A 20,269-nucleotide genomic window follows, 5' to 3' on the forward strand; every position below is an offset into this window, starting at 1 on the left:
TGAAGCTTGGCTCGCCTTCATTCGCGCTGAGCGTCGGCCAGTGCGGAACGAATGATTGGACCTCCTCCTCAGAGCCGGGCCAGGATGAACTCCGCGTCCGAAGCGAGGGCCGCGTCGAGCGCGGTCGCATCGGAGACGGTGACCGACCGCCAGCCGAGCGCCCCGGCGACCGCCGCGAGGTCGGCGCCCTGAGGGGTGAGGAACACCCGGTCAAAGGCGTGCGCGTACTCGGGAGCGCCCTGCTCGAGCTTGCGGAAGATGCTGCCTCCCTGATCGTCGACGACCACCACCCGCAGCCGCTGCGGCCAGGGCTCCGACGGCGGGCGGACCAGCGCGCCGAGGTCGTGTTGGGCGGTCAGGTCGCCGAGCAGGACGGTCATGGGTCGGCCGTTGACCAGAGCGAGTCCCGTTGCTGTGGCGATGGTGCCGTCGATGCCTGCGAGGCCGCGGTTGGCATAGGTGCGTGGGGCGTCGTCGCGGATGGGGCTGACGTCGGCGGCGCGGATGATCGAACTGGAGCCGAACATCAGGTCGTCGCCCTGGTCGAGCGAGGCGAGCACGGCGTCCGCGACGTGGCGCTGGGTGAAGCCCCCACGCGACGGCTCCCACGTGGCTGAGCGCCACCGCGCAAGCCAGGCCGGATCCTGCGGCTCGAGCACGACCCGGTCGGCGACCACGGCCGCGCGGTGGCCGGGATCGATCCAGGTGGCCTTGTCGCTGACGATCACGACCTCGGTGTGCCTGCTTGCGAGCAGCGCCGAGACGGGGCGCGACAGCGTCGGGTGCCCGAACACGACCACGCGCTCGATCTCGTCTGCGAGTTCGAGGAGGGCGTGGCGGTAGGCGGGGACCGCGTTGCCGCCGGATCGTGCGTTCGACGTCGGCTCGGCAAGCAGAGGTGCCCCGCTCACCTCGGCGAGGGCGCGCGCCTCCGCACCGACCGCGGGAGGGGCGTCGCCCGCGAGGACGACGGTGCGGCGAGCGTCGAGTTCGACCGCCTCGTGGCCTGCCGAACGGGCGACGTTCAGCGGTCGCTGACGACTCGGTGGCAACTCCCCCACCATCGGTGCCTCGAACTCGACGTTGAGCTGCACCGCCCCTGGCTGTCGGGTGCGACGTCCCTCGGCGAGCGCGACGGCGCGGTGGACGCCGGCCGCCCAGGCGTCGGGGGTGCCCGAATCCGAGGAGAGGCGCACGACGCCGAGCACCGTGGTGCCGAAGAGCCCGACCTGTTCGCCGGTCTGGCTCGCGCCTGTTCCGACGGCGTACGCGGGCCGGTCGGCGGTGATCAGCAGCAGCGGCAGGCCGCCCGTCGTCGCCTCCATCGCGGCGGGGACAAGGTTGGCGACGGCGGTGCCGGAGGTGGTGACGACGGCGGCGGTGCGGCCACTTGCCTTACCGAGGCCGAGCGCTGTGAAGGCGGCGACCCGTTCGTCGATGCGGACGTGCAGCCGGATCCGGCCTTCGCGGTCGGCCCGTTCGACGGCGAGCGCGAGGGCGGCGGAGCGGGATCCCGGTGCGAGCACGAGGTCTGTGACGCCTGCCCCGATCAGCGCGTCGAGGATCGTCGAGCCGAGTTCGATGCTGCTCATCGCTGCCCCTGGAGGATGTGGCGGACCCGCTCCCAGCGGGCAAGCCAGAAGTCGACGACGTCACCGGTCGCCCGGCTGGCCTCGAGGAGGTCCGCGTCGACCTCGACGGGGGTGACGGGGAGCCACCCGTCGTGCGGGGCGAGCGGTGCACGGGTGACGTCCGCCGAGAGCAGCCGCTGCGTCTCGAGGCCGCACGCATAGGGCAGGTCTGGAAGGGCTCCCGCGAGCGCGACCCCCGCGGCGAGGCCGACCGAGGTCTCGACCGCGCTGCTCACCACGACCGGCATCGCGAGCTCCTCGGCGAGCCGGAGGCAGGCGCGCACCCCGCCCAGCGGTTGCACCTTCAGCACGGCGATGTCGGCGGCGCCCGCCTGCTTCACCCTCATCGGATCCCCAGCCCGGCGGATCGACTCGTCGGCGGCGACGGGCACGCCCTTGTCGAGGGCCCGGAGCCGCGCGAGGTCCTCGACCGTCGCGCAGGGCTGTTCGACGTACTCGAGCCCGAACGGGGCGAGCTCGTCGACGGCGATGCGGGCCTGGTCGAGACTCCACTCTCCGTTGGCGTCGACCCGGAGCCTCGCGTCGGGAAGCGCTGCCCGGACGGCGGCGACCCGGGCCACATCGTCGTCGAGCCCTGACCCCGGGCCCGCGACCTTGATCTTGATGGTCTGGCAGCCGGAGGCGACGGCGCGGGCGGCGGCCGCCTCAGGGTCAAGGGCGGGGACGATGCCGTTGACCTCGACCCGGTCGCGCACGCGATCGGGGTAGCCGTGTGCCGCCGCCTCGAGCGCGGCGGTCAGCCAGGTCGCCGCCTCCTCGTCGCCGTACTCGGGAAACGGGCTCCACTCGGCCCATCCGGCCGGCCCCTCGAACAGGATGCCGGAGCGGCGGGTGAGGCCCCTGAACGGCACCTCCATCGCAATGTCGTAGACGACCGGCGCGCTCATCCGAGGTAGACCCCCACGAGGAGGCCGAGCCCGACGCCGATCTCGGCGAAACCGGTGGACTGGATCACGGGGATCAGGCGCGGCCCGTTGGCGCCGCCGAGCACCCGGCGGAGCGGGTCGATCAGCAGCAGCACGGCAAGAAGGGCGATCAGCGCCGTCCATCCGGTCAGCGCGGCGAACACGACGATGCCTGCGGCGGCGAGCGCGCAGAGACATGCGTAGAAGATCCGGCTTCCGCGGTCGCCGAGGCGGGCCGGAAGCGTCATCTTTCCGGAGCTGCGGTCGGTCTCGATGTCGCGCAGGTTGTTGGCGACGAGGATGGCGCTGGCGAGCGCGCCGACGCTGGTGCCCGCGATCCACGCGTGCAGCGGCGCCTGGCCCGCGATCACGTAGGTGGTGCCGACGGTCGCGACGAGCCCGAAGAAGACGAAGACCATGAGTTCGCCGAGCCCGAGGTATCCGTAGGGCTTGCTGCCCCCGGTGTAGAACCAGGCGGCGAGGATGCACAGGGCACCGACAGCGAGCAGCCACCACTGGCCGCTCAGCGCCACGACGCCGAGACCCGCGAGAGCGCCGATCCCGAAGGAGATGAAGGCGGCCGTCTTGACGGCCTTCGCCGAGGCGAGCCCCGATGCGACGAGGCGGACCGGGCCGACCCGGTCGTCGTCGGTGCCGCGCATGCCGTCGGAGTAGTCGTTGGCGTAGTTGACGCCGACCTGCAGCGCGAGCGCGACCAGCAGGCAGAGCAGCGCGATCAGCCAGTTGACGTGGCCGAGCGCCGCGGCGGACGCACAGCCGGCGAGGATCGGCGCGACGGCGGCGGGGAGGGTGCGCGGGCGGGCCCCGGCGACCCAGATGGCGAGAGAGTCGTTCATGGTTGAACCAACCATAGTGGCGGGGCCGGATTTCGGCTCGCGCGTGGGCGCGGCCGCGCCTCAGTCGAGCAGGGCGAGCAACCGGGCTCGGTCGGGCTTTCCCCCGTCTCCCTGGGGCACGGCGTCGAGCGTGACCAGTTGGCGGGGCAGGCAGGCGGCGGGCAGCCGTCCGCGGAGCCGGTCGCGCCACAGTTCGAGGCTGCCGCCCGTCGCGAACAGCACGACCCGGGCGCCCCACTCCCGGTCGTCGACGGCGAGGACCTCGGTCTCGGGGTCCAGCGCCTGGACGGCGGCGCGGACCTCTGCCAGATCGACATTGACTCCTCCGGAGATGACGACGTCGTCGATCCGGCCGTCGAGGACGAGCCGGTCGCCGTCGAGGTGGCCGCGGTCGCGGGTCAGCACGGCACCGTCGACGAGGGTCTCGGCGGTCAGTTCCGGCCTGCCCAGATAGCCCTCGAAGACGCTCGGCCCGCCGATCGCGATCCTCCCGTGTCCGCCGAGGCGGATCTCCACGCCGGGAAGGGGAAGGCCGTCCCAGACGACGCCCCCACAGGTCTCGCTCATGCCGTAGGTCTCGATCACTCGGATCCCTTCGCCCTCGGCGCGGCGCCTCAGGTCGGGGCGCAGCGCCGCACCACCGACGAGGACCGCGTCGAAGCGGGCGAGCCGGGCGACGACCGCCGAGTCCTCGAGGGCGCGGTAGAGCTGCGTGCCGACGATCGAGACACAGTTGCGCCCCGACCCTGCTTCGAGGGTCGCGAGTGCGGGGTCGGCGATCGCGACGCCGTCACCGGTGAGCCCACGCACGAGCACCATCAGGCCTGCGACGTAGCGGGGCGAGAGGGTCAGGTGCCAGGTCGCAGCGAAGCCGAGCCTTTCTGCGGCCGAGTCTGCGCCTGCCATCAGCGCCTCCCGGCTGAGCACGACCAGCTTCGCCTCACCGCTGGATCCGGAGGTGGCGACCACGACGCAGCCGTCGGGCGCCGTGCCCTGGCCCGGGGCGAGCCACAGCCCGGGGCCTCCCCCGAGAAACCGTTCGACGGGTGCTGCGAGATCCTCCACCCGGCAAGCCTATCGACGGAAGGTAGACTCGTAGAATGCCTCGCGTCCTGCTCATCATCGCCGTGGTGATGCTCACCGTGTACTGCGTCGTCGAAGTCGCGCAGTCGCGGGGCTATCGCGTGCGCTCCATGCCGCGCTGGCTGTGGGCCTTCGCCGTGATCTGCGTGCCCGTCGTGGGGCCGGTCGCCTGGCTGTTCCTCGGCCGACCGCACAAGCAGACCCGTCAACTTCCCCGCCCCGGATCCGCCCCTGACGACGACGAAGACTTCCTCCGCGGTCTGCGCTGACCCCTGCCCGCCTGGGCGGTTTGACAGCCCACGCTCAGGGTTGTGGGAAACTGGTGGCGCGTGACGGAGAGAGGAAGGTCGTCAAGATGACTGAAGGTGTGGCGGCTGTCGGGGAATGGCTGCGGGAGTGTGCCCGCGAGTTCGATGAGCGGCTCGAGGAGCTCAACGAGCTCGACCGGGTGCTCGGCGACGGCGATCACGGAACCAACATGCGGCGCGGGTTCGCGGCCGCGGAGTCCCTCGATCTGACGGAGGCGTCGCGCGCCTTCGAGGCGCTGCGCCAGGTAGGCATGGCGCTCGTCAGCAACGTCGGAGGGGCCTCCGGGCCGCTGTTCGGCACCTTCCTGCTGCGCGCCGGCGCGAACTGGCCTCCCACCCCGACCACTGCAGGCATCGCCGTCGCGGTGCGCGAGGGTCTGCGCGGCGTCGTGGCCCGTGGAAAGGCCGAGCCCGGAGACAAGACGATGGTCGACGCGCTGACCCCGGCTACGGAGTCGCTCGAGGCCTCTGCGCGCGAGAACGAACCGCTCGGCGAGGCGCTGGAAAAGGCCGCCGACGCGGCCGAGCGTGGCAGGGACGCGACCGCCGGGATGGTCGCCAGGCGGGGGCGCGCCCACCTGCGCGCCGCGGAGTCCGTCGGGGTGCTCGATCCCGGCGCGGTGTCGATGAGCATCATCCTGCGCACCGCCGCTCAGCACATTTCGTGACGTTTTCGTCGCACGCAGGGTGGGCAATACGCTGAGGCCATGAGCTTCGAGGCACCCCACAAAGCCGTCATCCTCGCCCGAGGGCTTGGATCCCGCATGCGTAAGGAAGCGGAGGGTGTGACCCTCAGCGACGAACAGTCCAAGGCCGCCGACGCAGGCGTGAAGGCGATGATCTCCGTCGGTCGTCCGTTCCTCGACCACGTGATCAGCGCGCTGGCCGACGCCGGCTTCACCGACGTGTGCCTGGTGATCGGCCCCGAGCACGACCTCATACGCGACTACTACGACTCCATCGACAAGAGCCGCGTGACGATCAGCTACGCGATCCAGGAGGAACCCCTCGGCACCGCCAACGCCGTCTTGGCCGCCGAGGAGTTCGCCGGGGACGACCGCGTCCTGGTGATCAACTCCGACAACTACTACCCGGCTGAGGCGCTGCGCCTGCTCGCCGACGTCCCCGGTTCGGCACTTGTCGGCTTCACCCGTGGGGGCATGCTGACGAAGTCGAACATCGCCCCCGACCGGATCGCCGCTTTCGCGCTCGCGACGGCCGACGCCGAAGGCAACCTGGCCGAGCTGGCCGAGAAGCCGGACGAGGAGACCATCGCCCGCCTCGGCGACGATGCCGTCATCTCGATGAACTGCTGGCTGTGCTCCCCCGCGATCTTCCCCGCGGCCAAGGCGATCCCGCCGTCGGCCCGCGGCGAGTACGAGATCACCGACGCGGTGCGCCGCGCCATTGAGGACGGCGATCCGTACGCCGTCGTGACGGCAGACGTCGGCGTGCTCGACATGAGCAACCGCGGCGACATCGCCTCCGTCGTCGAGGCCCTCGGTGACTCGGAGGTCACCCTGTGAAGTGGTTCGTCCCAGGTCGGCTCGAGGTCCTCGGGAAGCACACCGACTACGTCGGCGGGCGCTCGCTGCTCGCCGCCGTCGACCGTGGCATCACCATCGAGCTGACCGACTCCGACGAGCCGGGCGTCGTCGCCTCGTCGACCGCGGTCGAGGGTGAGCAGAAGCTCACCCCCGGCGTCGACCCGCAGCTGCCGAAGGGCCACTGGGCAAACTACGTGCAGGCGGTGGTCGACCGGCTGCACCTCAACTTCGGCGACCTGTTGCCGGCGCGCATCGTGATCGACTCGGACCTGCCGCTGGCGTCGGGGATGAGCTCGTCGTCCGCCCTCGTAGTGGCCGTCTCGCTCGCCCTGATCGACCAGAACGGCTTCCGCAAGCGCGAGGAGTGGAAGGCCAACGTCCACGACGACATCGACCTGGCAGGCTACATGGCCACGATGGAGAACGGCCTGACCTTCGGCACCCTTGAGGGTCTGCGCGGCGTCGGCACCTTCGGCGGCTCCGAGGACCACACGGCGATGCTGTGCTGCCACCCCGGCCAGCTGACCGAGTTCACGTTCTGCCCCATCGTGGAGGGCGACTCCGTCGACCTGCCCGAGGACCTGAGCTTCGTGGTGGCCGTCTCCGGCGTGCTCGCCGAGAAGACAGGCGACGCGCTGGAGCACTACAACTCGCTGTCGCTGAACGCGCGCGAGCTCGCCGAACTCTGGAACGACGCCACCGGGAGCGAGCATGCGACGGTCGCAGACGCTCTCTCCTCCGATGAGGACGCCCTCGAGGGTCTGCGGGCTGTCGCGGCACACGACGAGCGCCTCACGAAGCGGCTCAACGCCTTCATCACTGAGTCGGAGGTGGCCATCCCCCGCGCCGTCGAGGCGCTGCGCGCAGGCGACCTCGAGGCCTTCGGCAAGGCGGCCGACCTGTCGCACCGCAACGCAGACGAGGTGCTCGGCAACCAGATCCCGGAGACCAACGCGCTGCAGGCTCTGGCCCGCGAGCTCGGAGCCACCGCCTCGGCGGGCTTCGGCGCCGGCTTCGGCGGCTCGGTCTGGGCGCTCGTGCCCACCGCGGAGGCCGAGGAGTTCGGCGACCGCTGGCTTGCCGCCTACCTCGCCGAGTACCCGCAGTGGGAAGACACGGCCTCGATCGTCGTGACCCGCCCCGGCGGTCCCGCGCGGCGCCTGTGAGCGCTCAGCACGACGACCTGGTGCGCCTGCTGTCCGGCTGGCCTGAGGCCGACCGGCAGCAGGCGCTCCTGCGTCAGCGCTATCTCGCCTTCGCCGAGCGGGGCGACGCGTCCCTGCGCAAGCCGGGCGGCCCCGTCCACTTCACGGCGAGCCTGCTGCCGTTCAGCGACGACCTCACGCGCGTGCTGCTCGTCTTTCACAAGAAGGCGAGGCGCTGGCTGCAGCCCGGCGGTCACATCGAGGAGGCCGACGCGTCGATCCTCGAGGCCGCGCGGCGGGAGGGCGTCGAGGAGTGCGGCGTCGCTATCGACGGCCCGCTCGTGCCCGCACAACTGGACGCGCACGAACTCGGCGGCGGCTTCGCCTGCCACGAGCACCTCGACATCCGCTTCGCGGTGCGGGTGCCGGGCGACGCCGTCCCGCACTTCTCCGACGAGTCCGAGGACGTGCGCTGGTTCGCCGTCGATGACGAACTGGTGCGGGCGGAGCTCGGGCCGCTCGTAGATGCGGGTCTCGTGGCGCTGCGCGGACAGGGCGGTTCCGGTCACCCGGCATTCTGACCGTCCCGGATGCGTTCCTGCGCAGGCCCCAGCCGCCCGCGGTCGCGAGGCAACCGCCGTCCCACCTGGACCGTCTGGGCGTGAACCCCATACGATCCGCGCAACCCCAGGGAGGCCGCAAGAGCGAGCAGACGTGCACGGACGAGACGGGCACCGTCGAGGTCGTGCCGCGGGAACCCAGGTCCAGGCGACTCGCGTCTCGAATCTCCAGGATCCATTCGCAGATGCCGCGAGCCCGCCGTCCGCTCCTCGTGATCGCCTCGCTGCTGGCCGTAGCGGGCTGCGTCACAACTCCCCCGGACCGTCCTCCGGCCGCGAGGCGGCCTCCGACATGTTGAGCCGGGCCATCGGAGAGGTGGTTCACTAACCCGTCGCGGCCTCGACACGTATCGAAAGGTGGACATCCAACAACAACGATCTGTGTCCTGGTGGAGTATTCAGCAGGCTACAGATCGCGGCTGGGATCCCAAAGGCGAGAGTCGCGCGGGATCTCGGTGTGGGTCGATCCACCCTGTACCGCGCACTCGAGCGTTCTCAGGCGAGTCACGAAAGTGACGCTTTCGTGTCACGAAACGCAACTGCGAAAGAAGTGCGGGAATGAGGCTGGCGATCGTTGACGACCGTCGGTCACGTCGACGATCACGTCGCGGTAAGCCATCCATCCGCCCGGGGCGGGTCACCCATCTGTGAAGAGTCTGTTAAGGGGTCTTGCCCTGGAGGACAGTCCATGAGCGAACTGTTGAGGTGGGGCCTTGAGGGTCTGACCGGTTCACGCAGGTGACCACGTCCGTGAAGGCGTTGTACTTAAGGCCGACTGCGATCTCGTTGAAGGTGTGGAACGTTGTGACGCAGTATTCCCGAGTTCGGTGCACGGTCAGTGCCACGACGAGGCTGAGGCCGCAGCTGAAGATGAGCAGCCACAGTGCGAGAAACACTCGTGTTCTGCGCCGGCTGGAGACGGTTGATATGAGGACGAGAGCGAGGATAAGCGAGGCACCGCCAACCGCGGGGAGCCAGCCTGGCGGGGAGGCGCTGCCGTAGCACCACCAGATCAGGCTGCCGGACAGCAGTAACAGTGCCGCCGCGGCTGCCGGGTGCGCCCAGCGCAACTCAGCAGGGGGTGAATCCATGTGCGAACTTCCAGTTTCGGCAGGACCCCGTTGCGAAGATGCCGAATCCCACTTTCGAGACGAGGATGTACGTCTTGCCTGGGTTCTTGACTCCACCGCACCATCCTACGTCTCCGCTTCCGAGCGAGGGTGTCTGGTTGGTTGAGTGCGGGTTGAACTGGAACTCGCAGCCTCCTGCGACTGCTGCTTGAGCTGCGCCGCGCCCTCCGTCGTTGGGAGAAATCTGGGCGGCGAGGGTAGCGCCGGTGTTAGGCGGGCCACCGCCGGAAAGAGGGATGTGGATTGAGACGTAATATGTCTTCTTCCCGTCAAGTTGCCAGGTGAACAGCGAACCGACGGTGAAGTCCAGCATATCGCTGCCGTCGCTGGCCCTCGTGTCGCGGTATGCGCCGGGAAGGTTGGTTGACCATTGGTAGTTGGCGTCGGTTTTGGCGTAGTTGATCTTGTAGTCGTGTTCGTAAACGAACTGGGGTTTGATCGGCCTGATCGCGGGCGTATACGCCGACCGGTGGCGACGCAAGCCGCTGCTCGTCGTCTCGAGCCTCGGCAGGGCGCTGTGCCTCGCCGCGATCCCCCTGCTCTGGCTGCTCGACGCGCTCAGCAGCTGGGTCCTCGCCCTGCTGCTGGTCGGCTACGGCTCCTTCGCCGTGTTCGGCTTCGCCGCCACCCAGTCGATCCTGCCCACCCTCGTCGAGCGCAGGGACCTTGTGAAGGCGAACTCCCGGCTCGACCAGAGCGACACCGCCGCCCAGACCCTCGGCCCGGTCGTCGGCGGCGGGCTCGTGGCCGGTCTCGGTGCCCCGCTGGCCATCGCCGTCGACGCCGTGAGTACCTCGTCGACGCCGTCCTCAACGCGAGCTCAAGGTCGACGAACCGCGCAGGGCGACCGAGGGGCGGCCACGACTCGTCGCGCAGGTGCGCGATGGGATCGCCTGGACGTACCGCCACGCGACCCTCGGCCCGTTCGCCATCTCCACCCACATCTGGTTCCTGGCTAACTCGGCGAGCGCGACCGTGCTGACGATCCTCGCGCTGCGCACGCTCGGCCTTTCGCCGCTGACCTTCAGCCTGTCGGTCGCGGGGTCCGGTGTCGCGGGGCTGGTCGGCGCCTCTCTCGCGCCGTCGATCGACAAGCGGCTCGGCCCGGGGCCGACGATCATCGTCACGCGCGTCGTCTACCCGGTGACGTGGCTGCTCGTGGCCGTCTCGCTGGGAACGCCGGCAGAGCTTCCGCTGTTGTTCGTGTCGCTGGCCCTGCACGGTCTGGCCGCGGGCGTCGAGAACTCCAACGAGATGGGCTACTGGCCGGCGCTGACCCCCGATCCGCTGCTCGGCAGGGTGAACGGGACGCGCCGCTCGGTCAAACCGCACCGTCGCGGTGCTCCGCTCGGCGCTTGGCGGCGTGGTCCTCGCCTGGCTCGGGGAGCGGGTCACGCTGATCGCCGTGGTCGTCGTCTTCGCCGTCGCCACGCTTGTCGCGCCCGGCTCACCGTTGCGCAGGCAGGGCGTCGCCTGGGAGGACGACGAGCCGACCGGCTAGGTGGTCAGCGGTCGAGGTGTTCGTCCTCGTAGCTGCGCGGGTCCTCGATCGGCTCGAGGTGGCCGGTGACGTGCAGGTCCGGGAACTCGTCGCGGATCTCGTCGATCAGGTCCTCCATCGCGTCGTGACCCTCCTTGACCGTCCAGGCGCCGGGCACGAGCATGTGCATCTCCATGAAGGCGCGCACCCCGGAGACGCGGGTGCGCAGCGCGTGGAACGTGACCTGATCGCTGGTCTTCGAGGCGAGGATCTCGCGCAGCCGGGCGTTGGTCTCCTTCGGCAGCGACTCGTCCATCAGGCCCGAGGTCGACTCGGAGACGAGCTTCCAGCCCGTCCAGAGGATGTTGATGCCGACCGCGATCGCGACGATGGGGTCGAGGATCTCCCAGCCGGTGAGCCAGACCAGGCCGACCCCGACGACGACGCCGATCGAGGTGACCAGGTCTGTCATCAGGTGCTGCCCGTCGGCGCGGAGCGTGATCGAGTTGTACCTACGTCCCGCCCGGATCAGCAAGACGGCGACCGCGCCGTTCAGCGCCGCTGCGACGATCGAGATCAGCAGGCCGATGCCCACCTGTTCGAGAGGCTGCGGGTTCAGGAGTCGCTGGATGCCGAAGACGAGGATCGCGGCCGCCGCCACGAAGATCATCACGCCCTCGATGGCCGAGGAGAAGTACTCCGCCTTGGAGTGGCCGAAGTGGTGGTTCTTGTCGGCAGGCTTCGCGGCGACCTTCAGCGCGACGAGGGCGACGATCGCGGCGACGAGATTGACCACCGACTCCGCCGCATCCGAGAGCAGGCCGACCGAGCCCGTGATGAGCCAGGCGCCGGTCTTGAGCGTGATCGTGGCGAGCGCCGCGGCGATGGAGAGCCAGGCGAACTTGGTCAGGTCGACGCGGGTGGAGGTCACGGTTTCCATCTTCCTCTGGCCCCTCAACCCGGCCAAATCCGTCCCTGCCCGGGTTCCACCTTGAGCACTTATCGGGACTCGTTGCGCCCGCCGGGCCATGTGAACGCTGCCAAGCGCAACGAACCCGGAAAAGTGGCTCTATTCATGGATGTGTGGGTCGTGGGCGGCCTGGGAGGCTGGGTTTGGGGCCTGCGAGGTTCAGCATCGCGAGGGCGATGAGGGGTTCGGGTCCGTGGAAGCCGAACGCGATTCGGGTGATCAGTCGGATCTTGGTGTTGACTGATTCGATCAGTCCGTTGGATAGACCGTGGGTGATCGAGGCGAGGATCTCGTCGCGGTGTTTCATGATCCGGCGTTGTAGGTCGACGAACGCGGGGATGCGTGAGCGGCGGGCCCAACTGATCCAGTGATCGAACGCTGCCGGGGCTTCCTGGGGGGAGAGTTTGAACAAGGTGCGCATGGCTTCTTTCAGCAGGTAGGCCCGAAACAGGGTGGGGTGAGACGTTCGTATCCAGTCGAGGTGGACATGCTGGTTAGCAGTGAGGTTCTCCGGGTTCTTCCAGATCGAGAACCGGGAATGCTGAAGGCGTTGAGCCTGCCCGACAGAGCGGGGCTGCTGCCCTGTTTCAGGGTCGTGACGGCGGCGTCCGGTCGCTGCGCTCCAGGCCTGTCTGCGGACCGTGTCGAGGGCCTCGGTGACCCATTTCACGACATGGAACGGGTCAGCACACAGCACCGCCCTGGGGCAGCGGTTCCGGATCACTGATTTGATCCAGTTCGCCCCGTCAGCGCTCACGTGGCTGATCATCGCGACCCGGTCCTGGCCAGCAGCGTCTCCGGACGCGGCGAGCTCGTCGAAGAACTGGTTCAGCGTCGCTTTGTCACGTCCAGGAGCGGCCCAGACCAGGCGCCCGGTGTCGTGGTTGACCACCACGGTGAGGTACTTGTGGCCGCGTTTGTAGCTGATCTCATCGACACCGATCCTGGTCAGGTCAGCGAACCGGTCAAACGTTGACGCGGTGTCGAGCTTGATGCTCCTATGGATGTCAAGCGGCGTTGAGGTAGTCGCGGTAGGCGTTCGCAAGTTGGATGTTCAGGCGGGTGCCGCGTTCGAGTTCGCTGATGCGTGCAGGGACGGTTCCGAGGTGTTCGGCGGCCTGGGTGAGGGTGAGCCCTCGCAGGTGTCGGAGGGGACGGAGGTCGTCGATGCGTGGTGTGGGTGCGGGGTGGACGAGGAGGTGCCAGGCCTCGCGGGCGATGGCGCGTTTGAGGCAGCGCAGCACGTCCTTCTTGCTCTTGCCCGCGGCGGTGAGCTTGGCGGCGTAGGCCTTGGTGCGCTGGTCGGCGGACAGCCGTACGAGCGCGATCTGGTATAGGGCCCAGTTGGCTTGCCGGTCGCCGCCGCGGTTGAGGCGGTGCCGGGTCGTTTTCCCGGAGCTGGCGGGGATCGGGGCGGCTCCGCAGAGTGCGGCGAAGGATGCTTCGGTGCGGAGCCGGGCGGGGTTGTCACCCGCGGTGATCAGCAGGGTTGCGGTGGTGATCACGCCGAACCCTTTGGTGGCGAGCATCGCGGGCGCGGACTGGGTGGTCAGGATGCGTAGCTCTGCGTCGATGTCGGCGATCTCCGCGGTGAGGTCCTGGTGGCGCCGCGCCAGCCGGCGTAGCGCTTGCCCGGTCGCGGCGGTGACACTGTTGACCGCGGGGCCTGGTCGGGTGGCGGCGAGCGTGTCGATCAAGGGGTCGCTGTCGAGGTGAGCGAAGCGTGTCCGGACGGCGTCCGGGGCGGTGATCAGCAGGGATGTGATCTGTCGATGCGCGGCGATGCGGGCCTTCATCGCGCTGCGGCGCACGGCCATCAGCACCCGGATCTGCTCGACTGGCCCGTCGCTGGTCTTCGCGATCGGCAGGGTGTCGGGCTCGGCGAGGGCCTGCTGAGCGGCAGCGTAGGCGTCGATCGGGTCGGACTTCCCGCGGCGCCGTTGCGCCCTCTTGGGGCGGATCACCTCACGGATCGTGACGTCGGCGGCGGCGAGGTAGCGGGCCAGGCCCGCGCCGTAGGAGTTCGTGCCCTCGATGCCGACCAGCGCGATTGCACCAAACGATGCGACGAACCCGAGCAGTTGCTCATAGCCCGCGGGTGTCGCGGACACTTGCAGGTCCCCGAGCCGGGCACCGCTACCGGCCGCGAGCACCGCGACGTGATGGGTGTCTTTGTGTGTGTCGACACCAGCAACGACGGCGTTGCTCGTGTCGCGGTCGATTGTTGTTGTTGTCATGATGGTGGCGTGCCTTCCTGATGGTGGGCACGCCGGTCGGGGGCCGGGCAGACAAGACGTTGATGGGGCTCTCCAGGCTCATATGAAGTCATGCAAGGCCTTCGACCGGCGCTCCTCGTCGGTCACCCCACCGGCGAAGGGGTCGTGGACGGTTCAGATCAAAGACAGACCCCCCGCGGGGCCGCCAGTCAAGTTTTGGGTCACACGCCCCCTTGCCGGGGGACGGTTACATCCTCTACGTCAAGTTGTCTGTGTAAGTGGTCTGTTCTAGATGCTTCGGTTGAATCGTTCGGGGTAGCGGAGGGAGAGTTCGTTGAGGGCTTTGGTCCAGCCTTGGATGGTTGAGCCTTCTACGAGTTTGGCGGGGGCATTGCGGGGCTCGCTCTTGGGTCGGCCGGCTTCCTTGGCTCGTTCGCGGGCTCTCTTGTCTTCGATGGTGCGGATGGCCAGCCAGAGGAGTTTGACCACGGAGGCGTCGTTGGGGAACTGGCCGCGGTTCTTGATGATCTTGCGCATCTGGTAGTTCAAGCTCTCGATCGAGTTGGTGGTGTAGATCACTTTGCGGGTGGCCGGACCGAAGTCGAGGAATGGTGGAAACCGGGGATGTTGACCTGCTCCGCGATCTCCTTGTAGGCCTTATCGAGGTGGGGCTGGAGATCTGCGAAGGGGATCTCGACGGTGAGCTTGACCCGGGTCGGGCTCAGCTTCTCAACGGTGCTAGGCACGAATGGACTCCTGGAAGATTGAAATGATCGTGGCGAGTCTATCGGTCAATGCCCGTCGCACCAATCACGGAGCCGCTCCTAGAGTTGGGGATGTGACAAACCTCGAGAGCAACGTGACCGATACGGCCCTGATTTTCGAGGGCGGCGGAATGCGCGCGTCCTATTCGTCGGGCGTGCTCGCGGTCCTCCTGGGTGCCGGGATCCACTGCGACTGGGTGGGCGGCATCTCCGCGGGGTCGAGCTGCCTGGTCAACTACCTCGGCCGCGACGCCGCGCGGGCTGAGCGCTCCTTCGTCGACTTCGCGGCCGAACCGCAGTTCGGCAACTGGCGCACGTGGGCGCAGGGCAAGGGGGTGTTCAACGCGGAGTGGATCTACGAGCAGACCTCAGCCCCCGACCAGCCCCTCCCCTTCGACTTCGACACCTTCCGTCGCAACCCCGCGCAACTGGCGATCGGCGCGATCCGGTGCGACGACGGCGAGATGGTCTACTGGGGCCGCGACGACATCGACGATCAGCTCGCCCTGATGAAGCGGGTCCGGGCGTCGTCCACGATGCCGGGCCTGATGCCGCTGACGATGATCGACGACGTGGCCTACTGCGACGGCGCGCTCGGTCCCACCGGTGGGTTCGCCGTCGATGCGGCGAAGGCGGCCGGGTACGAGAAGTTCCTGGTGGTGATGACGCGCGAGCGCGGCTACCGGAAGCCCACGGCTCGCTTCCCGGCTGCCTACCGCGCGCTGTTTCGCCGCTACCCCGGCATCGCCAGGGGCCTGCTGGCACGGCCCGCCAACTACAACCGCACGCTTGACGAACTGGCGCAGCTGGAGCGAGCGGGTCGGGCACTGCTCCTGTTCCCCGATCAGATGCCGATCAGCAACTCGGAGCGTCGGGTCCCGGTACTGCGCTCGGTCTTCCGCGCCGGACGGAAGCAGGCAGAGCGCGAGATGGGGGCCATCAAGGAGTTCGTCGAACTGCCCTGATGGCCCCCGCCTGAGCGCATGTGGCCTATGCGCCGAGGTGTTCCCGGATGAACGCGCGCGCGCCGTTGGCGAGCGCGATGTTGTCATCCCAGAGGTTGCGCCAGATGGCGAGATCGTTGCTGAAGGTGGGGTGGACGACCTTGCTGGAGAAGGACTCGAACGTCACGATGCCGTCGTAGCCCACCTCCTTCAACGCGCCCAGGAACTCAGGCCAGTTGACCGAGCCCGTCCCGAGCTGGCCGCGGTGCGACTCGCCGACGTGCACGTAGCCGAGCTTGCCGGCCGCCGCGGCATCCTTCACCGCACCCGCCATCGAATTCTCCTCGATGTTCATGTGATACGTGTCGAGATGCGCCGTGATGTTGTCGCGCCCGATCTCCTCGATGAACTTCAGCGTCTGAGCCGTCGTGTTGATGACGTTGGTCTCGTACCGGTTGCAGAACTCGAGGCCGAGCCTGATATTGGACTCCTTGGCCTTGTCCGCAAGCTCGGCGAGCACCGTGCGGGAGTTCTCCAACCCGCGCTCGGTGGCAGGGTGCGAGTACTTCATCAGCGCCGAGTAGATGACGCCGCAGAGCATCGAGCCGCCGCAGTCGCGCACGACGTTGAGGGCCTGGAAGAGAAGGTCGCGACCGGCCTTGACCGCGTCGGGGTCCTCGGAGGAGATGTCGGTGCGGGGCCCCAAGCCGAGCGAGGCGGAACAGCCGAGGCCGTTCTCCTCGAGCAGCTTGGCCGTCAGCGGGATATTCATCGTCGAGGGCGAGATCGCCGTCAGCTCGATGAGGTCGTAGCCCGTTTCCGCAGTGCGGGCGATCGCCTCGCGGGCGCCGTCGTCGTTCCATTCGCCGACCCAGACCATGGAGTGGATACCGATTTTCATGACTGTCCTTTCGTCGTTAGTGAGGGGTCTATTTGGTTCCGCTGTACTTGCGGTTGGTGATGCCGTTGAGGAGGGCCGCGCCGATGAGCACGGCACCCAGGGCGAACAGCTGGAGCTGAGTGCCGTTGTTGCCCTCGAACGCGAGCAGGATGCCCGCGTTGAGCCAGACGATCAGCAGTGCCGCGAGGAACACGCCTGCGACAGTGCCGATGCCGCCCGTGATCGCGACGCCACCCAAGACGGCCATCGTGATCGCGGGGAGGGCCATGCCGTTGCCGGAGACGCCGGAGTCGGGTCGCGCCGAGGCGAACTGTGACACGGTGACCACAGCGACCAGGCCAGAGATGGCCCCAGCTCCGACGTAGACGAGGGCGCGGGTGCGCTGGGTGTTGATGCCCGCCCACGACGCCGCCGTGTCGTTGGTGCCGATGGCGTAGAGCTCACGCCCATATGTCGTCTTCGACACGACGAACCACACAACGAGGAGCGTGGGGATCAGGAACAGGAACACACCCATCGGCACGAGCGGCAGGTACTGGCCGATGAGGGGAAGCTCCACGGCCTTCGACAGGCCGTACAGCTCCTGGATCGGCTGGGTGTTGATCGGCTTCTGGTTGTTGATGACCAGGGCCAACGACCACATCGCGTAGTAGGTGGCCAAGGTCACGATCAGCGGCGGGTATCCGAGGTACGCCACCAGGACCCCATTGAGGAGCCCGCAGAGGGCACCGAAGATGACGGTCGCGATGATCGCCAGCAGCAGGGGCCATCCCCACATGCCGTGCATGAAGCCGAAGATCATGCCCGCGAGCGAGACGATGGCGCCCACACTCAGGTCGATGCCGCCCTTGCCCGACATGATCACCAGCAGCTGAGCCAGCGCCAGCATCGTGAGGGGCACGAGGTTGATCAACGCCGCAGAAAGGTAATCGGAGTTGTAGCCGGGCGCGATGACGCCCGCGGCGCTCAGGCCGCCGAAGATGCCCACCAGCAGGAGCAGGAGCACAATGATGAGCACCGTGCGGTTGGTCAGCAGCAGCTTGACGATGTCGGTCCGCTCCTTGGCGGGCGCAACCGTCTCGTGAGTCGTCGTCGCACTCATAGCTTGGCCTTCCTGCGCTGTTCGCGGATCAGGTCTGCGCCAACCGCGATGATGATGAAGATGCCGACGAACAGGTTCGACAGCTGCGAGGGCCAGCCGAGCTGGGTCACGCCCGTGGCGACCGTCTGGACGAGCAGCGCACCGAGCACTGCGCCGAAGACCGAGCCGCGTCCGCCGACGACGGAGGTGCCGCCGATGACGGTGGCGGCGATGGTCATCAACTCGGTGCCGCGGCCGACGCTCTGGTCGAGCGTCGAGGTGCCGCCGGCGATGGTGATGCCCGCGGCAAGGCCGACGAGGATGCCCATGAGGACGTAGGCCATGAAGACCCTCCCCCGGACGTTGACGCCGGCCAAGGAGGCGGCGTTCTCGTCGTCGCCGATGGCGTAGAAGTGACGCCCACCCGGCCAGTGCCGGAGGTAGAACCATGCGATGGCCACGAGCACGATCATGAGGATGAACGCGATGGGCACCCCGAGGACACGGCCCTCAGCACCTGGGCCGAGGATCGCGCGGCTCGCGGGGAGGCCGTTGACCGTCTGCGAGTTGAAGATCTTGAGACCGAGGAACTGGAACAGGTTCGCGGTGCCGAACGTGATGATGATCGCCGGTACGCGGCCGAAGCTGATCAACAACCCGTTGATCGCACCGAGTGCGGCACCCACGAGGATCGAGATGAGCAGGGCGAGCCAGAAGTTCATCCCGCCGACGGTGATCAGCTTGCCGATCGTGACGGAACACACCATGAGGATGGCGGCCACCGAGATGTCGATGCCGGCGGTGACCATGATGATGGTCATGCCGATGGCCATGATCCCGATCGGGGCAAGGCGCCACAGCAGCGACTGAACGCTGTAGGGCTCGAGGAAACCGGGTGTAGCGAACGACAGCACCAGCCAGAGTGCTGCGATCACGGCCATGAGGATGTATTCCTGACCGGTAATCGCGGGTGGCAGCACGCGTTCGCGGCGCGTCCTGGTGGGCGCCATGGTGGCGGCGGTCATGCGTCCTCTCCCTTCGCGAGTTGCATCTCGTCGCCCTCACTGAGCGCGCCCGAGGCTGCGGCCAGCACCTTGGCCTGGCTGACGCCCCGCTCGAACTCGGTGAACGTCGTTCCGTTGCGGATGACGATGAGGCGATCCGCGATGCGGAGGGCCTCCATGAGGTCCGAGGTCGCGACCAGCACGGCGGCGCCGTCGTCGCAGACCTGGTCGATGAGCTTGTGGATCTCGTCCTTCGCGCCGATGTCGACGCCCTGCGAAGGTTCGGCGAGGACGAGGACGTCAGGCTTGTCGACGAGCTGGCGCGCGATGACGACCTTCTGTGCGTTACCACCAGAGAGCGCCGAGATCTTCTGGCGCTGGCTCGGGGTCTTGATGGCCAAGGCCTTGATCATGTCGTCGGCGACGACCTTCTCCTTGGTCTTGTCCATCACCACACCGAACTTGTGGAAGAGGTTCAGCGAGCCCACGGAGATGTTGAAGGCGATCGGCTGGAAGGAGAACATGCCCTCCTTCTTGCGGTTGGCAGGCAGCATCGCCAGACCCGCACGTTGCGCTTCGGATGCGGACTTGGGCGAGTAGGGCTTGCCCATCAGTTCCATGGACCCGGCGGTGACCGGCTGCTTGCCGTATGCAGCCGCGGCGATGTCGGCGACGCCGGAGCCGACGAGGCCGTACAGGACGACGACCTCGCCGCTGCGCACGTCGAGACTGACGTCGTGGAACCGCTTGCCGGAAGCGAGACCCTTGAGCGACAGGCGCACTTCGCCGTTGGTGGGCTCGTGGCGGGAGGCCTCGGAGGCCTCGAACTCGCCTCCCACCATGAGGTCGGCGAGGGAGGAGACGCTGAGGTCGTCGATGTCGAAGGTGCCCAGCGTCTCGCCGTCGCGCATGACCGTGACGACGTCGGCGATCTCGAAGAGCTCGTCCAGACGGTGGCTGATGTAGATGACCGACACGCCCTCGGCGGCGAGCCGCCGGACGGCCGTGAAGAGATTCTCGATCTCGGCGTCGGTAAGGATGGCCGACGGCTCGTCGAGGATGAGGATCTTCGCATCGTGCGACAGGGCCTTGGCGATGGAGACCTGCTGTTGCTCGGCGGCGGAGAGTTCCTCCACCTTGCGTGTGACGAAACTCTCGGGCAGACCGAACGCGGCGAGCAGATCGACCACGCGCTGCTTCTGGCCTGCCCAGTCGATGCGGGAACCGGAGGTCATCTCGCGGCCGAGGAAGATGTTCTCGCCCACGGCCAGCTGGCCGAAGAGTTGCGCCTCCTGGTACACGGCGGCGATGCCCTTGTCGAGGGCGTCGGAGGCCGACCTGATCGAGACGGACTCGCCGTCCATCTCGAAGGTGCCGGTGTCGGGGAACTCCGCTCCGGCGATGATCTTGATCATGGTGGACTTGCCCGCGCCGTTCTCACCGACGACGGCGTGCACCTCACCGGGCATGAGGGTGAAGTCGGCATTCCGGATGGCGCGAACGCCTCCGTACCGTTTGCTGACCCCCTGCAGGGCGAAGCGCGGCGTGCCCTCCACCCTGCGGGGTGGGGGTAGTGCGACGGCCATCCGTAGCTCCTTGTCTGAGTGCCTTCACTGTGGGCGGCTGGGGGCACCGCTGTGCCCCCAGCCGTCGTGTCAGAGA

Annotated in this window: 21 protein-coding genes and 2 pseudogenes; 9 read left to right on the forward strand and 14 right to left on the reverse strand. The window is 68.1% G+C overall.

Annotation, left to right across the window (positions count from 1 at the left end; translation table 11 throughout):
• Positions 1-68: 68 nt before the first annotated feature.
• From menD to BW733_RS03675, 4 genes are read right to left on the reverse strand one after another with little or no spacing between them, the layout of a single operon-like run.
• The gene (menD, locus tag BW733_RS03660) at positions 69-1,592 is read right to left on the reverse strand and encodes a 2-succinyl-5-enolpyruvyl-6-hydroxy-3-cyclohexene-1-carboxylic-acid synthase (protein ID WP_077347987.1); all 1,524 of its coding nucleotides are present in this window, start codon (positions 1,590-1,592) and stop codon (positions 69-71) included.
• Complete coding sequence (locus BW733_RS03665) at positions 1,589-2,539, reverse strand: o-succinylbenzoate synthase (protein ID WP_077347989.1); 951 nt, start codon at positions 2,537-2,539, stop codon at positions 1,589-1,591. Before BW733_RS03665 ends, menD begins: the two co-directional genes overlap by 4 nt.
• On the reverse strand, positions 2,536-3,414 hold the full coding sequence (locus BW733_RS03670) for a 1,4-dihydroxy-2-naphthoate polyprenyltransferase (RefSeq protein WP_237268285.1): 879 nt from the start codon (positions 3,412-3,414) through the stop codon (positions 2,536-2,538). The genes BW733_RS03665 and BW733_RS03670 overlap by 4 nt, the downstream gene beginning before the upstream one ends.
• Positions 3,415-3,474: 60 nt before the next feature.
• The gene (locus BW733_RS03675; RefSeq protein ID WP_152024545.1) at positions 3,475-4,479 is read right to left on the reverse strand and encodes an AMP-binding protein; all 1,005 of its coding nucleotides are present in this window, start codon (positions 4,477-4,479) and stop codon (positions 3,475-3,477) included.
• A gap of 35 nt (positions 4,480-4,514) precedes the next feature.
• Between BW733_RS03675 and BW733_RS03680 the strand changes: the two genes are divergently transcribed.
• From BW733_RS03680 to BW733_RS20010, 6 genes are all read left to right on the forward strand, one after another.
• Positions 4,515-4,766: a PLD nuclease N-terminal domain-containing protein gene (locus tag BW733_RS03680; protein ID WP_077347992.1), complete on the forward strand. Its 252-nt coding sequence runs from the start codon at positions 4,515-4,517 to the stop codon at positions 4,764-4,766.
• Between the two features lie 86 nt (positions 4,767-4,852).
• The gene (gene dhaL, locus BW733_RS03685) at positions 4,853-5,473 is read left to right on the forward strand and encodes a dihydroxyacetone kinase subunit DhaL (RefSeq protein ID WP_077352685.1); all 621 of its coding nucleotides are present in this window, start codon (positions 4,853-4,855) and stop codon (positions 5,471-5,473) included.
• 39 nt (positions 5,474-5,512) lie between these two features.
• Positions 5,513-6,331: a nucleotidyltransferase family protein gene (locus BW733_RS03690; RefSeq protein ID WP_077347994.1), complete on the forward strand. Its 819-nt coding sequence runs from the start codon at positions 5,513-5,515 to the stop codon at positions 6,329-6,331.
• Positions 6,328-7,518, forward strand: a complete 1,191-nt coding sequence (locus tag BW733_RS03695) for a GHMP family kinase ATP-binding protein (protein WP_077347996.1) — start codon at positions 6,328-6,330, stop codon at positions 7,516-7,518. The genes BW733_RS03690 and BW733_RS03695 overlap by 4 nt, the downstream gene beginning before the upstream one ends.
• Positions 7,515-8,078 carry an NUDIX hydrolase gene (locus tag BW733_RS03700; protein WP_077347998.1) on the forward strand — a complete coding sequence of 188 codons (564 nt, stop codon included), beginning with the start codon at positions 7,515-7,517 and terminating at the stop codon, positions 8,076-8,078. The genes BW733_RS03695 and BW733_RS03700 overlap by 4 nt, the downstream gene beginning before the upstream one ends.
• A 463-nt stretch (positions 8,079-8,541) precedes the next feature.
• Positions 8,542-8,679 carry a helix-turn-helix domain-containing protein gene (locus tag BW733_RS20010; protein WP_418361342.1) on the forward strand — a complete coding sequence of 46 codons (138 nt, stop codon included), beginning with the start codon at positions 8,542-8,544 and terminating at the stop codon, positions 8,677-8,679.
• A gap of 509 nt (positions 8,680-9,188) precedes the next feature.
• Here BW733_RS20010 and BW733_RS17720 read toward each other — a convergent pair.
• On the reverse strand, positions 9,189-9,728 hold the full coding sequence (locus tag BW733_RS17720) for a hypothetical protein (protein WP_152024546.1): 540 nt from the start codon (positions 9,726-9,728) through the stop codon (positions 9,189-9,191).
• Here BW733_RS17720 and BW733_RS03710 point away from each other — a divergent pair.
• On the forward strand, positions 9,682-10,206 hold the full coding sequence (locus tag BW733_RS03710) for an MFS transporter (protein WP_077348002.1): 525 nt from the start codon (positions 9,682-9,684) through the stop codon (positions 10,204-10,206). The genes BW733_RS17720 and BW733_RS03710 overlap by 47 nt on opposite strands.
• Positions 10,124-10,780, forward strand: a complete 657-nt coding sequence (locus BW733_RS17725) for an MFS transporter (RefSeq protein WP_152024547.1) — start codon at positions 10,124-10,126, stop codon at positions 10,778-10,780. The genes BW733_RS03710 and BW733_RS17725 overlap by 83 nt, the downstream gene beginning before the upstream one ends.
• On the opposite strand, the gene BW733_RS03715 is transcribed toward BW733_RS17725, so the two are convergent.
• The 5 genes and pseudogenes from BW733_RS03715 to BW733_RS03735 form a co-directional block, all read right to left on the reverse strand.
• Positions 10,753-11,658, reverse strand: coding sequence for a cation diffusion facilitator family transporter (locus tag BW733_RS03715; RefSeq protein WP_237268286.1), 906 nt, complete (start codon positions 11,656-11,658; stop codon positions 10,753-10,755). The two genes, BW733_RS17725 and BW733_RS03715, sit on opposite strands and share 28 nt — an antisense overlap.
• A 142-nt stretch (positions 11,659-11,800) precedes the next feature.
• Positions 11,801-12,682 (reverse strand): annotated as a pseudogene (locus tag BW733_RS03720) (ISL3 family transposase); the annotation flags it as partial.
• Between the two features lie 22 nt (positions 12,683-12,704).
• The gene (locus BW733_RS03725; protein WP_077348008.1) at positions 12,705-13,934 is read right to left on the reverse strand and encodes an IS110 family RNA-guided transposase; all 1,230 of its coding nucleotides are present in this window, start codon (positions 13,932-13,934) and stop codon (positions 12,705-12,707) included.
• Positions 13,935-14,201: 267 nt separating this feature from the next.
• Positions 14,202-14,534, reverse strand: a pseudogene (locus tag BW733_RS03730) (transposase); the annotation flags it as partial.
• On the reverse strand, positions 14,489-14,659 hold the full coding sequence (locus BW733_RS03735) for a trigger factor (protein WP_077348012.1): 171 nt from the start codon (positions 14,657-14,659) through the stop codon (positions 14,489-14,491). The gene BW733_RS03735 and the pseudogene BW733_RS03730, both read right to left, overlap by 46 nt.
• A gap of 92 nt (positions 14,660-14,751) precedes the next feature.
• Between BW733_RS03735 and BW733_RS03740 the strand changes: the two genes are divergently transcribed.
• Positions 14,752-15,642 carry a patatin-like phospholipase family protein gene (locus tag BW733_RS03740; protein ID WP_077348014.1) on the forward strand — a complete coding sequence of 297 codons (891 nt, stop codon included), beginning with the start codon at positions 14,752-14,754 and terminating at the stop codon, positions 15,640-15,642.
• Between the two features lie 25 nt (positions 15,643-15,667).
• Here BW733_RS03740 and BW733_RS03745 read toward each other — a convergent pair whose 3' ends face one another.
• From BW733_RS03745 to BW733_RS03760, 4 genes are read right to left on the reverse strand one after another with little or no spacing between them, the layout of a single operon-like run.
• A complete protein-coding gene (locus tag BW733_RS03745) occupies positions 15,668-16,522 on the reverse strand; it encodes a sugar phosphate isomerase/epimerase family protein (protein ID WP_077348016.1) in 855 nt (284 codons plus the stop codon).
• Positions 16,523-16,550: 28 nt separating this feature from the next.
• Positions 16,551-17,624 carry an ABC transporter permease gene (locus tag BW733_RS03750; protein ID WP_077348018.1) on the reverse strand — a complete coding sequence of 358 codons (1,074 nt, stop codon included), beginning with the start codon at positions 17,622-17,624 and terminating at the stop codon, positions 16,551-16,553.
• Positions 17,621-18,628: an ABC transporter permease gene (locus BW733_RS03755; RefSeq protein WP_077348020.1), complete on the reverse strand. Its 1,008-nt coding sequence runs from the start codon at positions 18,626-18,628 to the stop codon at positions 17,621-17,623. The genes BW733_RS03750 and BW733_RS03755 overlap by 4 nt, the downstream gene beginning before the upstream one ends.
• Positions 18,625-20,193 (reverse strand): sugar ABC transporter ATP-binding protein, encoded by a 1,569-nt coding sequence (locus BW733_RS03760; protein ID WP_077348022.1) that lies wholly within the window; start codon positions 20,191-20,193, stop codon positions 18,625-18,627. Before BW733_RS03760 ends, BW733_RS03755 begins: the two co-directional genes overlap by 4 nt.
• Positions 20,194-20,269 lie beyond the last annotated feature (76 nt).

The sequence above is a fragment of the Tessaracoccus flavescens genome (genome assembly GCF_001998865.1).
GTDB lineage: Bacteria > Actinomycetota > Actinomycetes > Propionibacteriales > Propionibacteriaceae > Arachnia > Arachnia flavescens.

Excerpts from the sequence above, each read along its gene's own strand:
- BW733_RS03690 (WP_077347994.1), top strand. The coding sequence starts at position 5,513 with ATGAGCTTCGAGGCACCCCACAAAGCCGTCATCCTCGCCCGAGGGCTT.
- BW733_RS03670 (WP_237268285.1), bottom strand. The coding sequence starts at position 3,414 with ATGAACGACTCTCTCGCCATCTGGGTCGCCGGGGCCCGCCCGCGCACC.
- BW733_RS03745 (WP_077348016.1), bottom strand. The coding sequence starts at position 16,522 with ATGAAAATCGGTATCCACTCCATGGTCTGGGTCGGCGAATGGAACGAC.
- BW733_RS03665 (WP_077347989.1), bottom strand. The coding sequence starts at position 2,539 with ATGAGCGCGCCGGTCGTCTACGACATTGCGATGGAGGTGCCGTTCAGG.
- dhaL (WP_077352685.1), top strand. The coding sequence starts at position 4,853 with ATGACTGAAGGTGTGGCGGCTGTCGGGGAATGGCTGCGGGAGTGTGCC.
- BW733_RS03725 (WP_077348008.1), bottom strand. The coding sequence starts at position 13,934 with ATGACAACAACAACAATCGACCGCGACACGAGCAACGCCGTCGTTGCT.
- BW733_RS03750 (WP_077348018.1), bottom strand. The coding sequence starts at position 17,624 with ATGAGTGCGACGACGACTCACGAGACGGTTGCGCCCGCCAAGGAGCGG.
- BW733_RS03760 (WP_077348022.1), bottom strand. The coding sequence starts at position 20,193 with ATGGCCGTCGCACTACCCCCACCCCGCAGGGTGGAGGGCACGCCGCGC.
- BW733_RS03755 (WP_077348020.1), bottom strand. The coding sequence starts at position 18,628 with ATGACCGCCGCCACCATGGCGCCCACCAGGACGCGCCGCGAACGCGTG.
- menD (WP_077347987.1), bottom strand. The coding sequence starts at position 1,592 with ATGAGCAGCATCGAACTCGGCTCGACGATCCTCGACGCGCTGATCGGG.
- BW733_RS03680 (WP_077347992.1), top strand. The coding sequence starts at position 4,515 with ATGCCTCGCGTCCTGCTCATCATCGCCGTGGTGATGCTCACCGTGTAC.